This window comes from Marinobacter koreensis, assembly GCF_023156285.1.
Taxonomy (GTDB): Bacteria; Pseudomonadota; Gammaproteobacteria; order Pseudomonadales; family Oleiphilaceae; genus Marinobacter; species Marinobacter koreensis.
In genome coordinates this window covers 43,375-57,442 of the sequence record NZ_JAKZAJ010000006.1, presented here as the reverse complement: position 1 = coordinate 57,442, position 14,068 = coordinate 43,375, and the positions used below count along the sequence as shown (strand labels likewise).

Genomic DNA, 14,068 nt, shown 5'->3' with positions numbered 1-14,068 from the left:
TCTGAAACCGTCATCGGTCAGGTCAGCGGGTTGGCAATTGGCAGCTTCATGGTAAAGGAAGTTCCCTCGCCCGCGGTCGAAGTCACCGTTATCTCTCCCCGATGTTTCTCCACAACGGTCTTGACGAAAGAAAGTCCGAGGCCGGTGCCGTGTACGCCACTCAACTCGCTGCTTTTCTGACGTCGGTAACGATCGAACAGATGCGGCAGTTCGTGGGGATCAATACCGCTGCCCTCATCCGTAATGGTCAGGCAGGCAAGGTGCCCGGCCCGGAATACCTGGATAATGACGGTGGAGGCTTCCGGACTGTACTGAACGGCGTTGGTCAGAATATTGATAACCGCCCGTTCCAGCAGTTCTGCATTGCCCTTCAGCCATAGATCCTCGGTGCCCTGTAGCTGAAGCCGGATTCCCTTTTCGGAAGCCTGTTCGCTCACACTGTCCCGGGCATTCTCGACAATGGCCAGGAACTCGCATTCGTAAAAGCGGGTTTCTGTGAGCTGTTCCGCCCGTGCCAGCTGAACGAATTCCTCGGCGAGGTGATAGCTCCGTCGTGCCAGCTTGCCCAGCTGTTCAAGCTGCGAGGGCTCTATGTGGGCCGGGTCGCGCTTCAGTTGCTCAATCAGGGCAAGCTGTGACACCAGGGGCGAACGGACATCGTGGGAGATGAAGTCAATCGCCTCGCGATGCTGGCGTTGTTGCTCCCTGAGCTCGGATATGTCGGAGATATTGGCGATTATGCCGTTCTGCTTCACCTCGGGTAACGCGAAGGGTGCGAAATGGATCAGAAAATCCTTGTTATGAATGCGCAGGTCTACCGTACGACTCTGTTGCAGGGTGAGGGTATCTGAGACCGTCTCGTGCCAGGGCGGTGTCTCGCGGGGGTCATGGCCCTCCAGAAGGTTGGCCAGAGGAAGCCCGTTCAGGCTGGGCATGGGTTCTCTGAACCACTCCTCGATATGGCCGTTGGCGAACCGTATAACGCCCAGTTCGTCGGTCACGATGACCCCGTCAGGCATTCGTTCGAAACTGCGGCGGATAAATTGCTGCATCCGCTCCAGCCGCTCGGTGGCAGAGCGCAATCGTTCGATGCGCGCCGAGATGTTTTCCCGGGACGGATGGTAATGGCGAGAGGGCGCTTCGGCATCGAGATCCAGGCGTTGCAGATAGCGCTGAATGACCTCCCGGCCCAGATCGTTCGGAAGCGTGAGGCCAAGGATATAGCTTTGCGGGCCCCGTTGCAGACAAATCCAGCTCCTTCCGTCCAGGTGTGTCCATTGTCCGGGTGTCAGGCGCTCGGGAATGTCTCCAGTGCCGAGACCTTTGCAGGACAGGATGTCCTTCCCGGTGGTCAGCAGCCAACCTTCCGGCTGGAGCAGGGCTTTCAGCTGGTCGAGTAGTTGGGCCGGATGGCGACGGCCAGGCTCGGGTAGCGAGACCTGGGGGCTGCGGGCCAGATCATCCAGCTGGCGGTTCAGAAAGCGATTGGTCATGGCCAGGCGCAGACCGCTGGAGGCTGGAAATGCGAACAGTGGTATCAGCAGAGCGTTGGCCACGGGAATCCAGACTCTCGCTCCGAACAGGGCTGCCAGGAATACCAGGCCGAGCCCAAGCATTGTGGCGAGGCATGCAAAAAGGGTTCGGGTAGGCCGCATGCGGGGCAGGAGCACGCAAAGCATGGCGAGCGTCAGCAGGCACAGTGCGTATTCCATCCACTCGGGTGCCGTGCGAATGAGCAGCCCCTGGGACTGAGCTGAATAGGCATTGGCGTGGAACTCGACACCGGACATGGGGCGGCTCAGTCCAGAAAAGGGAGTCGGCAGAACATCGCCGAAGCCCGCCGCCGTGGCGCCCACGAAAACCACCTTGTTCCTGAATAACTCCGGTGAAGGCGGCTGCCGGAGCACTTGCGCGTAGGAGTAGGTCGGAAGGGTCCCCGCACCGCCGGTCATGGGCACGGCGCGGTATTCATTGCGAACATTCACGAATGAGGGGACATCGATATCATCCTGGCGCATTGGCTCCGCGCCTGTCGCTGCGAGGGCCAGACTTGGCCAGAGGGTTCGTTCAAGGCCGTTGTAAAGGTAGAGTCCCCGGGCGACGCCATCGCTGTCCAGTTCGACATGGGCATGACCGAGGTTGTACGCGGCCGCTGCCAGCATGGGGGCCGGGAGTTGTTCGTTCAGCAAGTACTGCGAGGTTGGTGGTGACAGATAAACCGGGAGCACCACGTTGCCGTGGGTTGTCATCGCACGCGCCAGGTCGGCGTCATCGGTAGATGGCTCCGGAAACAACACGTCAAAAACGATGGTTTTCGCACCCGCGGCTTCCAGTTTTCGGATCAGCTCGGCGTGGCGTGACCGGGGCCAGGGCCACCGTCCGAGCTGCCCCAGACTCCGGTCATCAATCGCAACGACTACCACGTTCGGGGAAGTAGGCGCCGGGTGGGAGGTGATGGCGGTATCGTAGAGCCAGTAGTCGAGCCGTTGCGGCAGGGCCGAAGCCTGCAAAGCCGCAAGTATGACAAGGAGTATCAGGCCCAGGCTCCAGGGAGTCGTTCTTATGATTGGCAAATCCCGGTTCATGAGCCCCGCTTTGTCATGTGTCTGCTGAAGAGATTATTCCAGGTACAGTTCCCTCCCTGGTCCCCAGCGGCTGGTCAGGGGCCCATTCGAGAGCGCTTTCAGCCGCACAAAATACCGTCTTCCGGGAATCAGACGCAAGGCTGCGGTAGTATCAGCCAGGGTTGCTTCCTTGATGATGTTGTGGAACTGCGGCCCTTCGGACAGCTGCAGTCGGTACTCGCTGGCAGTATTCACCTTTTCCCAGAAGATGCGGACCTGGCTGTTGAGGTAGTTCACGCTGATGATCCGGGTGGGCGGCAGGCTGCCGTTTACCACCAGCTTTCGGGCTTCCGATTCGGTGACGGACGTGCCGCCAGCTTCGGTAACGACCCGCCAATAATATTCACCGGGTGACAGCGGCCGGGAGGGCAGCGCCTGGTTTTCCGGTGCCCACTCGCTGGTTGTTATAAGGTCACTGAAGCTGTCGTCCCCGGCAATCTCGACCCTGGCAACCTCGTTGCTGCCATTGAGCTTCCACTGAAACTCGGGCATATCGTCATTAGCGGTTGCGCCCGGGGCCGGAGAAACCAATGTTGCGGGCTGCGCCTGCAGGTTGACATTCAGCGGGAGAGAAGCAGGCATGCCGGCCATTCCCCGGTTATCCAGGGCGGCGAGCTGAACCTCGTACTGCCCGTTGTCCAGAAGGGAGATGTCGAAGTTGGAACCAGTCACCTTCCGGCTTTTGATCCATCGGCCGCTGTCCTTCTCGAAAATATCCACTCGATGGGCCGGGGCGCCATCCTCAGACCAGCGCAACGCGACCGGCAGGCTTGTGACGCTCTCCGGAATCGGGTCCACCGCTGGCGCGGGGGGCAAGCGACGAATGCGCAGGCCGCCTGCTGAATTGGTGGAAAGGCTGGCACCATAACCGGCGGGAACCCGCTGGGTTTTGCCTCGCGGGCCAAAATCCACAATGCCCTTAGTCACCTGCAGCTCTGTGCCCGCAGGCGAGGTCTGGACGGTAAATGCAGTTCCGCGGACGGCCGCAACTGCCGACGGCGTCTCGATTTCAAAACGGGCACCGCCTTCCATGACTGGCTTGACGCGGGTGTGGACTTCACCCTTGTTCAGGCGCAGGCGCGTATCGACCATACCCGACTTTCCATACTGGGTCAGACGATTGAACATGAGACGCGAATCCGGAGACAGGCGCACTTCGGAGCCGTCAGCAAGTTCGACGGTGGCCGTTCCCTGAGCGGAAACGATCTCATCCCCGACTCTTACGAGGCTGTTGGCCGTCAATGGACGCTTTTGACCATCCCGGCCGGAGATCAGTTGCACCGTGCCGCTGACCGACCGAACCCTGGCCGGTTCTGGCTGCCTGCGAAGCCAGTTGAGGGGAATGCGGAAACGGTCACCGGTATCGACGACGGCGTTTTGTGACAGCTGGTTGTACTGTCTCAGCTGGGCGACGCTGTGTCCCGTTGCCAGCAGTTCCGAGGCAACGTCAGAAAAGGTTTCGCCGGATTTAAGGGTGTATGTCCACTCCGGAACACTGCCGGAGGTGGCAGTCGCAGGGCTGCTGGCCGACCCCTGTGTCAACGACAGTTCGGCATGTGCCGGCATCGCAAGGGACAGGAACGCCAGCGCAATGAAAACGGTTGTCAGTGGGAGTAGACGTTTACTCATTCGCCGCACAGGGAGTGGTATCCAGCATGTCGTCGGCTGTCTTCATGGCCTCAAGCCGATAGCCTCGCTGATAAATGGTTTTGATCCGGAAGCCGTTCTCAGGGTTCAGCCCGAGCCGGCGCCGAAGTCGGCTCATGTGCGTATCGACAGTACGGGTATTGATGTCCCGGGCCAGTCCCCACACCCGCTCAAGCAGCATTTCCCGAGTCAGCAGCCGGCCCTGGTTCTGGAACAGGAACAGGGTGAGATCGAAATCCTTGTCGGTCAGTGTCAGCGGCTCACCATGCAACGTAATGCTGCGCTGCTGGGTATTGATCTCGAACGGACCGTAGTGGAGAACTTCTTTGTCGCTGTCCGGGTTGCTTCGACGAGCCAGTGCGTGGATACGGGCAATCAGTTCTGCAGGCCGGGCCGGTTTCGAGAGGTAGTCGTCGGCACCGGCGTCCAGGGCCCTGACGATGTCGGTTTCACTGTCCCTCTGGGTCAGGAAGACTACGGGAATCGGCCAGTTCAACTGAGCCCGTACACCTTCCAGCACATCAATTCCCGTCATGTCCGGGATTTGCCAGTCCAGGATCAGCAAGTCGTAGCTACGATGGAGCACAGCGCTCAGAAACGCCTGACCGGAAGGAAAGCTGTCACAGTGGTGTCCGTTATCGGACAGGATTGTCTGGATGTTTTGCGCCTGTTCGTGTTCGTCTTCAAGCAGAGCAATGCGCATCTTGGTTCCTCCGGAGATATTTCTGCCCGGTCTGTATCTGGACACCCGGGATTCAGGGGCAGACCCTGCATTTTCAGGGGATTATCCCAAAATGTAACGGGCGAATCAGTATCGTTATGTAGATTTGCGTAAATTGATGGCCGGCTGCCCGTCGAGGTCATCTACTGTTTGTCGGCAGCCCGGGAAATTACTGCACCCCCAGAACCAGCCTTTTTTGCCTTTCCGGCGGACCAGTGGTGAAAAACAATGGGGGCAGGGCACGGGTTTCTGGCTGGTTCCGTCGGCTGGTGTGGCCTCCTCAATGGGGCGTGTTCCGCGGCAGTCCGGGTATCGCGTGCAGGCATGGAATCGACCGAATTTACCCTCCCGTTCAACCATCGGTGCCCGGCATTTCGGACAATGGGGCCCGGTCTGGGCCTGATCGGGAGTCGTCTGGTCCGATGGTGATCCCAGGGGGGCGTTGATAAAAGCGCGAATTTCCCGCTTCAGCGTTTCAAGGAAAGCGCGGGGATCACCCTCACCCTGGCGTATGCTCTCGAGGGTGGCCTCCCATACGGCGGTTCGGTCTGGCGTTGTAATGGATTCGGGCAGTGCTTCAATCAGGCGCCGCCCTTTGGTTGTCGCCCGGATGTGCCGGCCTTCCCTGAACAGGTAATTCCGCTTGAATAATGTCTCGAGGATGGCTGCGCGGGTGGCTTCTGTGCCCAGGCCGTCGGTTTCCCGAAGGGTTTTTCGTAGCTCCCGGTCACTGACAAACCGGGCAATGTTGGTCATCGCCGACAGCAGGGTCGCGTCCGTAAAGTACTGGGGAGGCTGGGTCTTTTTTTCGGTGACGGTCGCCTGCTGACAATGGACAGGTTCGTTGTTGTCCAGCCTGGGTAAGGGGGCTTTGGCGGCGTCGGACGGGCCTTCCCGACGCTTGGGTTCCAGTGTTTTCCAGCCTGGTTCGAGGATTGCGGTTTCCGTTGCCCGGAACCGGTGATCGGCAACCCGGGCGGTCAGCTTCCCCTCCCGATGGATCGCATCGGCCGAGAACTGCATCAGGTAATATCGGCTGACCAGTTCGTAGATTCTTGCCTCGGCTTGCGACAATCTGCCATTCGATGTTGGCCGGGTGGTCGGGATGATGGCGTGGTGCGCATCCACCCGGGAATCATCCCATGCCCGGCTTTTCCGGTTGGTGTCTGTCTGGCCGGTCGCCTCGGCGAGGTCCGGGCAAACGCGCCCGATGGCATTGATCACCTGTTGGCGCTGACCATAATGCTCCTCCGGCAGGTACCGGCAGTCGGAACGAGGGTAGGTGATCAGCTGGTGTCGTTCGTAGAGATTCTGCGCGGTATCCAGTACTTCCTTGGCGCCCATCCGGAACAGGCGCCCGGCCTCGATCTGCAGGGCCGAGAGGGACAGAGGCAAAGGCGGTGCTTCCGGCCGGTCCCGGAACTGCGACTCGACGATGGTTCCGGGGCGATCCTCGACGCTCTGGGCGATGCGCTCGGCAACGGAGCGATCCAGAAGCCGATTGTCTTCGTCCAGGCTATCGGCGAACGACTCGTCCGGGAGCCACCGGGCGGTAAAGGGCTGTGGGTCGGCCTCCGGCTCCCGGGCCTGGAACTGGGCGTCAATCCGGTAGTAGGGGCGGGGCTCGAAGTTTTCGATCGTCGTGTCCCGTTCCACCACCAGTCCGAGCACGGGTGTCTGCACCCGGCCCACGGAATACACACCCTGCTCGCCCTGCTGCTGATAACTCAGTGTGTAAAAGCGGGTCAGATTGATCCCGTAAAGCCAGTCGGCCCGCTGTCGTGCCAGTGCCGAATGTGACAGACGCCGATATTCCCGGTTGTCCCGGGGGGCACGGATGGCCTTCTCAACGGCCGATGGTGTGAGATCGTTGATCAGGATTCGGAACACCGGTGCCTTGGTGCCCGTATAGCGAAGTACCTCGTCCACCAGCAGCTGGCCCTCGCGATCCGGATCCCCGGCGTGGACAATGGTCTTTGCCTGCCGGATCAGTGACTCAAGAACGCTGAGTTGCTGGCGGACACCGTCCTTGGGAACCACTTGCCAGCGGTCGGGAATCAGGGGCAGGTCTTCTCCCCGCCATTTTTTCCAGGTCGGGTTGTAGTGGGCGGGTTCTGCTGGCTCCAGCAAGTGGCCGATGCACCAGCTGACGGTGGCGGCGTCCTCGCCTTTGCCGCAACGGATCCAGCCCTGACCTTTCTGGTGGGGACCGGGCAATGCGGCGGCGATGGCGCGGGCCAGACTGGGCTTCTCGGCAATATAGAGTTGCATGGTGTCGGGTGTTACAGGATTGGCGTTGGAATGTGGCCCTTTGGTGGTTTGGTGTCAAGGGCCTTGCCTGGTGTAGTAAACTTGGAGGCCTGTGCTGTGCGCTGTTGGGCACCCACAAAATTTTCCAAAGGAGTTTTGCCGAATGCAAGTACAGAACACCATCGAATCCAAACTGAAGGCGGCGTTTGATGGCCCTTTCCTCTGGGTGGAGAACGAGAGTCACATGCACAGCGTGCCGGCGAATTCGGAGACGCATTTCAAGGTGACTCTGGTTTCTCCCGAGTTTGAAGGGCAGATGAAGGTCAAGCGCCATCAGGCGATTTACAAGGTGCTGGCGGAGGAGTTGGCGGGTCCTGTCCACGCTCTGGCGTTGCATCTCTATACGCCTGAGGAGTGGGAAGCGGCCGGTCAGGCGTCTCCGGCTTCTCCGAACTGCATGGGCGGATCGAAAGGGGATCCGGCAATGGCAATGAAAACCGGTCAGGGAGAGCATTCATGAGCCAGTTTTTCCAGATTCATCCAGAGACGCCCCAGAAGCGATTGATCAACCAGGCGGTGGAGATTCTGCGTAAGGGCGGGGTCGTCGTGTATCCGACAGATTCGGCGTACGCCATTGGTTGTCACCTTGGTGACAAGCAGGCTGCGGATCGGATCAAGCGCATTCGCAAGCTGGACGACAAACACAATTTCACCCTGGTTTGCCGGGATCTGTCCGACATCGGTGTGTACGCGAAGGTGGACAACACCCAATACCGGCTGCTGAAGAATTTTACGCCCGGGCCTTACACTTTCATTCTCGACGCCACCAGTGAAGTCCCGCGCCGGTTGTTGCACCCGAAGCGCCGTTCTATCGGTGTCCGGGTTCCCGACAATGCGATTGTCCAGGCGTTGCTGGGTGAATTGGGCGAACCGATCATGAGCAGCACGCTGATCCTGCCGGGAGACACCGAGCCCATGACGGACCCTTATGATATCCGGGAGACCCTGGAGCACGAGCTGGATCTGATCATTGATGGTGGTTTCTGCGGCCTTGAAGCCACGACGGTGGTTGATTTCACCGGCGAAGCGCCTGAGGTTGTCCGGGAAGGCAAAGGCGATCCGGCACCGTTTCGGGTATAGCGTCTCCGGTCAGGCGCGGGCGTTCAGGCTGAAGGCGTACCTTTGACCATTGCCGGCGGCTTCAATCTGCTGCGCGCCGGCGGTCTTCCTCAAGGTGTCATAGCGGTGAATGACATCGTGAAGGCCGTTGAACTGCTGGTTTTCACTGACCAGGTTGTCCAGAAGCGAATTGTTGACGCCGTAGGCCTGGTTCAGTTTGACCGCGTTGTCCATGAATCGAAGTGTTGGCTCTGTGCTGCTCAGCCGGCTGAAAGCCTCTTTGAACGCGGTATTGTTGTTCAGATCCTTCTCAACCTGCTGTCGGACGGTATCCGACATTTTCCCGTCGACTCTCAGCTCACCATCATCCTTTCTGCTGACATTCACCGTGGTTGCCGGGTGCAGGTTGTACTCGGCAAGTTTGTGCCGCAGGGTCTCCCGCACAAAGGCAACATCCTGCCCGACCGTTTGCTTGTAGTTGGTCAGCGGCAATTGCCGGGTTTTCCTGTCCGATGGATTAGCCAGACTGTCCGAGGGGGTAAATCGGTCGTCCCCGGGTGATCCGGCGGGCTCAGGGGTGGCTGGCGCTGAAGGCTGGGCTTTGCTGGCGGATTGCTCCCGTGTTTCCGCGGAGGCACGACGGTTCTCCATTGCCTGTTGGAACTGTGAGCTGGCCTGAATCAGTGACGCTAAAAGGGACATGGATTTCCTCCGCCGGCGGCGTGTCTCGGCGCCGAAAAATAATCACTGAAGTGACTTAATGCAGAATCCGGGCCATTTTATGAGGTTGGCCTGTGATCTGATCTGGATCAGGGAAAGTTTGACGTTTATCTATACAGTTCTGTGCCGAATTGTCGTCAAAGAAGACATGAGTCAACGTTCACATTGCCGAAGCCGGCATCCAGCAGTCGAGTTGCCATGAAAAAACAATATTCCATCCGTTTCCTGCTACTGGCGGCGCTGGCCGCAGCCTTTTCTCTCGTTCTGGTTCTGACGGTCCTCTACAACGCCAGGGCTCAAAGCGATCACCTTGAGGAATACACCCACCGCTATGTCGACGGGCTTGCCAAGTCCTATTTCGACGGCCTCAATACCATGATGCTGACCGGTACCATGGCCAACCGGGAGATGCTCCGCCAGAAATTTGCAGCGCCCGAGGACGTTCTGGACGTGCGGGTGATTCGCGGCGACCACGTCAAGCAGGTGTTCGGGAATGGGCTGGCCGAAGAGGAGCAGCGCGGAGCGATGGATGAGCGAGCGCTCTCGGGTGAGCGTATCCAGACCTACACGGAAGGCGAGGATGGGCGCGTCTATACCCTGATCGAGCCGGTCATTGCGCGGGAAGACTATCAGGGGGTGAACTGTCTGGGGTGTCATCAGGCCAAAGAGGGCCAGGTACTGGGCGCTATCCGGGTGGATTACTCCATGGCCGACAGTGACGCCCGCCTCCATCAGCAGTTGCTGGCCAGCGGCGGAATTCAGGTGGTGATTTTCGTCACCGTGTTTCTGCTGACCGCACTGGTTCTTGGACGACTGGTGTTTGCCCGCCTGCGCCGGCTCCATGACCGGATGGACGAGATCTCACGCAACTCCGATCTGACCATTGAGCTGGATGTGCATCGAAACGATGAAATCGGTTCTGTCTCCCGGGCTTTCAACCGGATGATGGCCAAAATTCGGGAAAGCATGAATACCGTTCTGGATAACGCCGAACGGGTGGAGCAGGCAGCCAAGAGCATTTCGCTCAAGGCGGAAACCACGGAAAAGGAAGTCCTGGCGCAACGGGACAATACTGATCAGGTTGCAAGTGCGACGACGGAAATGGCGGCCTCGGCCGTTCAGGTCCGGGAAAACGCGATTCACACGACCCAGAAATCGCTGGCCACGGTCGAGTCAGCCGGTACAGGGGAGACCCTGGCCAGAAATGCCGTCGAAGGCATCGAGGCGCTGAACACTGAGGTTCAGGACGGGGCACGCCGGATCGAATTGCTGGATCAGCGCACCAGCCAGATGACCGATATGCTCAAGGTGATCTCTGACATTGCCGATCAGACCAATCTTCTGGCCCTGAATGCCGCCATAGAGGCGGCCCGGGCAGGAGAGCAGGGCCGTGGCTTTGCCGTCGTCGCCGACGAGGTGCGCGCCCTGGCTGCAAGGACCCAGGATTCCACCGGTGATATCCGCAACACCATCGAAGGCCTGAAAGCCGAAGTGGTCGATTGTGTGGGCACCATGCGCCATGCCTCGGAACTGGCCGGCCAACAGGTGGACGCTATCCTGAGGGTGGAGACGGAGCTTCAGGGGATTGCATCAGCGGTTCGGGAAATTACCGGGCTGAACGAGGAGATGGAGAGCGCGGCAAACGAGCAGAGCCAGGTGTCCGAATCCATCAATCAGAACGTGATCGAGATCAGCCGGTCCAGCGAGCAAACCTCGGGCGATGCCCAGGAAACGGCGCGGATTGCCGGCGATCTTCTGGCCATGGCGGAAAACTTGCGTCGCACCATCGAACAGTTTCGTCTCAACCAGTCCCGATAGCAGTGGTTGGCACCGGGGTTGAGGGATCAGCCCCGGTGGTCCGAAACAAAAGGATTACTTTGGCGTTCCTGACCGAACGTCGACATGGGGCCGTGCCCCGGAATGAAGGCAACCGTATCGCCAAGCGGGAACAGCTTTTCCCGGATGGACCGCACCAGTGTGTTGTAGTCCCCCTTCGGAAAATCCGTTCGACCGATTGATCCCTGGAACAGAACGTCGCCAACCAGTGCCAGGCCGGATGCCCGATTGAAAAACACCACATGGCCCGGCGTGTGGCCGGGGCAGTGCAGGACTTCCAGTGTTTCTCCACCGACAGTCACCGTGTCGCCGTCCTCCAGCCAGTGATCGGGTGTGAACACCTCCGGCGCGGGAAAGCCGAACATCTGTGCCTGCTGTGGCAGTCCCTGGATCCAGAAATTATCGTCGTGATGCGGTCCCTCGATCGGCAGTGACAGCGCTTTGGCCAGCTCGGCAGTGCCGCCGGCATGATCAATGTGCGCATGGGTCAGAAGGATCTTCTCGACGGTTACCCCTTCCTCTGAAATGGCGGACCGGATTCGATCCAGGTCACCGCCGGGATCCACCACCGCGGCTTTGCCAGTGGCGTCGCACCAGATGAGGGAACAGTTCTGCTGGAAAGGCGTGACAGGAATGATTCTGTACTTCAGGGACATACCTTTTCTCGAACGGAGTGGGTCATGGGTATCGGGTTATCATACCAACAATGGTAAGGTTCCGGGCTGACTCATCATAGAGGGTAGGAAATGACGATGACAGCCCTGGATACGCTGCAGATCGATACCGGTGATAATCCGGAGATAACGGTAATCTGGCTTCACGGGCTGGGTGCCAGCGGCCACGATTTCGAGCCTGTGGTTCCCGAGTTGGCCTTTGGTAAAGGCCGGCCGGTCCGGTTTATCTTTCCCCACGCGCCGGATATGCCGGTCACGGTGAACGGTGGCATGGTGATGCCGGCCTGGTACGACATCCTCGCCATGGACATTGATCGCAAGGTCGACGAACCCCAGCTCAAGGCTTCCGCCAGGGCAGTCGCCAGGCTGATCGAGCAGGAGCGGGATCGTGGCGTCGCCAGCGAGAATATTATTATCGGCGGGTTTTCCCAGGGTGGGGCGGTCGCCTACGAGCTGGCGCTGAGCTATCCCGAACGGCTTGGTGGACTCTTCGCGCTGTCGACCTACTACGCCACCGCAGCGACCATCGAACTATCCGAGCCCAACCGGGGACTGCCGGTATTCATCGGCCATGGTCGTTTTGATCCGATCGTTCCGGAATCCCTTGGCGAGGCGGCAAAAGCGCAACTGGAGAAGCAGGGATTCGAGCCCGAATTTCATTCCTATGGTATGGACCATAGCCTGTGTCTGGAAGAAATCCGGGATCTGGATTCGTTTCTCGAGCGGTGCCGCGAACAATAGCCACGCGACCGTTGGCTGGTTGCCGCCTCCGGACAATTATTGCTCCGGTTGATAGGTGACGACGAACGCGCCCCTGAGTTCCCCTTCGGAGAAACCGGTCGCCTTGTCGTTCGGATAGAGCTCTGCCAATTTTGCCTTCACGCCAGGCTCAATGGACTTGCCATGGCACCCAAGGCACAGCTTCTGTGTGGGAATAGCGCTCATATACCGAAAGGCCGGTTGTCCGGTGGCATCCGATACCTGCCAGGTTTCGACCGGCTTGCCGTTTTTGACCGGCTGTCGGTCCATGGCCTGCAATTGCAGCCGCTGCCATTCAGTTGGTGTGTTTCCTGGGTTGCGGACCTTGAGACTGGTGCGGCTTATGGTCCAGGCGCCCTTGCTGTTCGAGGCGGCAATCTCAGGGGCCACGGTGTTACAGACCCCGATCCCGTTCTCCAGTCCCCCTTCCTTGATGGCTGCCTGCAGAGCCTGTTTTAAAGATCCTCCAAAGTCCTTGACCATGGCGCGTGCTTCAGCAACCAGGGCTTCCGTGGATGGGGTGGTTTCCTGCGCGATGGCGCCGACCGGGGCTAACGCGAGCAGTACGGCGGATGCCAATGCGGGCTTGAACATGGGTCACCTCCTGATGAGTCCTGTTTAAGCTGTCAGTATAGAGCTCGCAGCCGTTCGGATATCGATTTATTCCGGTGGTGCGACGATCTGTCGCCGGGATAACCGGCGATTGACCAGCCCTATCAAGCTTATCGTTTCATTATTCCATAACGAACTATGGTTATTCCATAAAGTATGTTTAAATTGTGGGCAATGATTCATACCCCACAGGGAGGGCAGGACTATGCAGACGCCGCTGGTCACCCATTTCTTCGATGAACCGACCAATACGTTCAGCTACGTGGTTCGCGATCCGCAAAGCTCGGCATGCGCCATTATCGATTCAGTGCTGGATTTCGATTATGCAGCGGGCCGAACCGACGTCCGTTCCGCCGACGACATTGTCCGGCATGTGAGAAATAACGGGCTTACTGTTGAATGGATCCTCGAGACCCACGTGCATGCGGATCACCTGTCGGCCGCCCCTTATCTCCAGGCGCAGCTGAACGGTCAAACCGGTATTGGCGAAAAAATCGTGGATGTTCAGGAAATTTTCGGCAAGGTCTTCAACGCCGGTACGGACTTCGCCCGGGACGGCAGCCAGTTCGATCGCCTGTTCAAGGAGGGTGATACCTTCCGGATTGGCACGCTTGAAGGTCGCGTTCTTCACACCCCTGGCCATACCCCGGCGTGCCTGACCTACGTGATTGGGGATGCCGCCTTTGTTGGTGACACCCTGTTTGCTCCGGATTCCGGGACCGCCCGGTGTGATTTTCCGGGAGGCGATGCCCATACCCTTTATCGTTCCGTCCAGAAAGTGCTGGCACTGCCGGGTGACACCCGGATTTTCCTGTGCCACGACTACAAAGGCGCCGGGCGCGACGAGTTCCTCCACGAAACAACCGTGGCTGAGCAGCTGGCGAACAATATCCACGTGGGTGAAGGCATCAGCGAAAGCGACTTCGTCAGGCTCAGAACCGAGCGCGATGCCACATTGAACATGCCTCGTCTGATCCTGCCGTCGGTGCAGGTAAATATGAGGGCTGGTGAGATGCCGCCCGCAGAGGATAACGGCCAGGTTTACCTGAGAGTCCCGCTCAATCGCTTTTAAGGGGAGTCCGGTAACGCAAGGAGTTCGATAGGAA

12 protein-coding genes are annotated in these 14,068 nt (G+C 59.1%); 5 read left to right on the top strand and 7 right to left on the bottom strand.

Features of this window, described 5'->3' with window-relative positions; genetic code table 11:
* Window positions 1–17: 17 nt before the first annotated feature.
* The 4 genes from MLD04_RS15745 to MLD04_RS15730 all read right to left on the bottom strand — a co-directional run bounded on the left by MLD04_RS15745 (window position 18) and on the right by MLD04_RS15730 (window position 7,263).
* Entirely contained in the window at window positions 18–2,585 is a 2,568-nt protein-coding gene (locus MLD04_RS15745; protein ID WP_248160401.1) for a CHASE2 domain-containing protein, read from the bottom strand.
* Window positions 2,586–2,618: 33 nt separating this feature from the next.
* Window positions 2,619–4,253, bottom strand: coding sequence for a FecR domain-containing protein (locus MLD04_RS15740; RefSeq protein WP_248160400.1), 1,635 nt, complete (start codon window positions 4,251–4,253; stop codon window positions 2,619–2,621).
* The gene (locus MLD04_RS15735) at window positions 4,246–4,974 is read right to left on the bottom strand and encodes a response regulator transcription factor (RefSeq protein WP_248160399.1); all 729 of its coding nucleotides are present in this window, start codon (window positions 4,972–4,974) and stop codon (window positions 4,246–4,248) included. Before MLD04_RS15735 ends, MLD04_RS15740 begins: the two co-directional genes overlap by 8 nt.
* Window positions 4,975–5,088: 114 nt before the next feature.
* On the bottom strand, window positions 5,089–7,263 hold the full coding sequence (locus MLD04_RS15730; protein WP_248160398.1) for a DNA topoisomerase III: 2,175 nt from the start codon (window positions 7,261–7,263) through the stop codon (window positions 5,089–5,091).
* A 142-nt stretch (window positions 7,264–7,405) separates the two neighbouring features.
* Here MLD04_RS15730 and MLD04_RS15725 point away from each other — a divergent pair, with 142 nt between their 5' ends.
* Both MLD04_RS15725 and MLD04_RS15720 read left to right on the top strand, forming a co-directional pair.
* The gene (locus MLD04_RS15725; protein ID WP_248160397.1) at window positions 7,406–7,762 is read left to right on the top strand and encodes a BolA family protein; all 357 of its coding nucleotides are present in this window, start codon (window positions 7,406–7,408) and stop codon (window positions 7,760–7,762) included.
* A complete protein-coding gene (locus MLD04_RS15720) occupies window positions 7,759–8,382 on the top strand; it encodes an L-threonylcarbamoyladenylate synthase (RefSeq protein ID WP_248160396.1) in 624 nt (207 codons plus the stop codon). Before MLD04_RS15725 ends, MLD04_RS15720 begins: the two co-directional genes overlap by 4 nt.
* A gap of 9 nt (window positions 8,383–8,391) precedes the next feature.
* Here MLD04_RS15720 and MLD04_RS15715 read toward each other — a convergent pair whose 3' ends face one another.
* The gene (locus MLD04_RS15715; protein WP_248160395.1) at window positions 8,392–9,063 is read right to left on the bottom strand and encodes a hypothetical protein; all 672 of its coding nucleotides are present in this window, start codon (window positions 9,061–9,063) and stop codon (window positions 8,392–8,394) included.
* Window positions 9,064–9,279: 216 nt separating this feature from the next.
* On the opposite strand from MLD04_RS15715, the gene MLD04_RS15710 reads away from it, so the two are divergent.
* A complete protein-coding gene (locus MLD04_RS15710; protein ID WP_248160394.1) occupies window positions 9,280–10,899 on the top strand; it encodes a methyl-accepting chemotaxis protein in 1,620 nt (539 codons plus the stop codon).
* 26 nt (window positions 10,900–10,925) lie between these two features.
* Here MLD04_RS15710 and MLD04_RS15705 read toward each other — a convergent pair whose 3' ends face one another.
* Window positions 10,926–11,573 (bottom strand): MBL fold metallo-hydrolase, encoded by a 648-nt coding sequence (locus MLD04_RS15705; protein WP_282451972.1) that lies wholly within the window; start codon window positions 11,571–11,573, stop codon window positions 10,926–10,928.
* Between the two features lie 96 nt (window positions 11,574–11,669).
* Between MLD04_RS15705 and MLD04_RS15700 the strand changes: the two genes are divergently transcribed.
* Window positions 11,670–12,332 carry an alpha/beta hydrolase gene (locus tag MLD04_RS15700; protein WP_248160393.1) on the top strand — a complete coding sequence of 221 codons (663 nt, stop codon included), beginning with the start codon at window positions 11,670–11,672 and terminating at the stop codon, window positions 12,330–12,332.
* Window positions 12,333–12,368: 36 nt separating this feature from the next.
* Here the strand turns inward: MLD04_RS15700 and MLD04_RS15695 are convergent, their stop codons facing one another.
* A complete protein-coding gene (locus MLD04_RS15695) occupies window positions 12,369–12,944 on the bottom strand; it encodes a Tll0287-like domain-containing protein (RefSeq protein ID WP_248160392.1) in 576 nt (191 codons plus the stop codon).
* A 223-nt stretch (window positions 12,945–13,167) separates the two neighbouring features.
* On the opposite strand from MLD04_RS15695, the gene MLD04_RS15690 reads away from it, so the two are divergent.
* Entirely contained in the window at window positions 13,168–14,034 is an 867-nt protein-coding gene (locus MLD04_RS15690; protein ID WP_248160391.1) for an MBL fold metallo-hydrolase, read from the top strand.
* The last annotated feature ends 34 nt before the right edge of the window (window positions 14,035–14,068 follow it).

Bases quoted from the DNA above. Each gene is read 5' to 3' on its own strand.
- MLD04_RS15745 (WP_248160401.1), bottom strand. From the start codon at position 2,585: ATGAACCGGGATTTGCCAATCATAAGAACGACTCCCTGGAGCCTGGGC.
- MLD04_RS15740 (WP_248160400.1), bottom strand. From the start codon at position 4,253: ATGAGTAAACGTCTACTCCCACTGACAACCGTTTTCATTGCGCTGGCG.
- MLD04_RS15735 (WP_248160399.1), bottom strand. From the start codon at position 4,974: ATGCGCATTGCTCTGCTTGAAGACGAACACGAACAGGCGCAAAACATC.
- MLD04_RS15730 (WP_248160398.1), bottom strand. From the start codon at position 7,263: ATGCAACTCTATATTGCCGAGAAGCCCAGTCTGGCCCGCGCCATCGCC.
- MLD04_RS15725 (WP_248160397.1), top strand. From the start codon at position 7,406: ATGCAAGTACAGAACACCATCGAATCCAAACTGAAGGCGGCGTTTGAT.
- MLD04_RS15720 (WP_248160396.1), top strand. From the start codon at position 7,759: ATGAGCCAGTTTTTCCAGATTCATCCAGAGACGCCCCAGAAGCGATTG.
- MLD04_RS15715 (WP_248160395.1), bottom strand. From the start codon at position 9,063: ATGTCCCTTTTAGCGTCACTGATTCAGGCCAGCTCACAGTTCCAACAG.
- MLD04_RS15710 (WP_248160394.1), top strand. From the start codon at position 9,280: ATGAAAAAACAATATTCCATCCGTTTCCTGCTACTGGCGGCGCTGGCC.
- MLD04_RS15705 (WP_282451972.1), bottom strand. From the start codon at position 11,573: ATGTCCCTGAAGTACAGAATCATTCCTGTCACGCCTTTCCAGCAGAAC.
- MLD04_RS15700 (WP_248160393.1), top strand. From the start codon at position 11,670: ATGACAGCCCTGGATACGCTGCAGATCGATACCGGTGATAATCCGGAG.
- MLD04_RS15695 (WP_248160392.1), bottom strand. From the start codon at position 12,944: ATGTTCAAGCCCGCATTGGCATCCGCCGTACTGCTCGCGTTAGCCCCG.
- MLD04_RS15690 (WP_248160391.1), top strand. From the start codon at position 13,168: ATGCAGACGCCGCTGGTCACCCATTTCTTCGATGAACCGACCAATACG.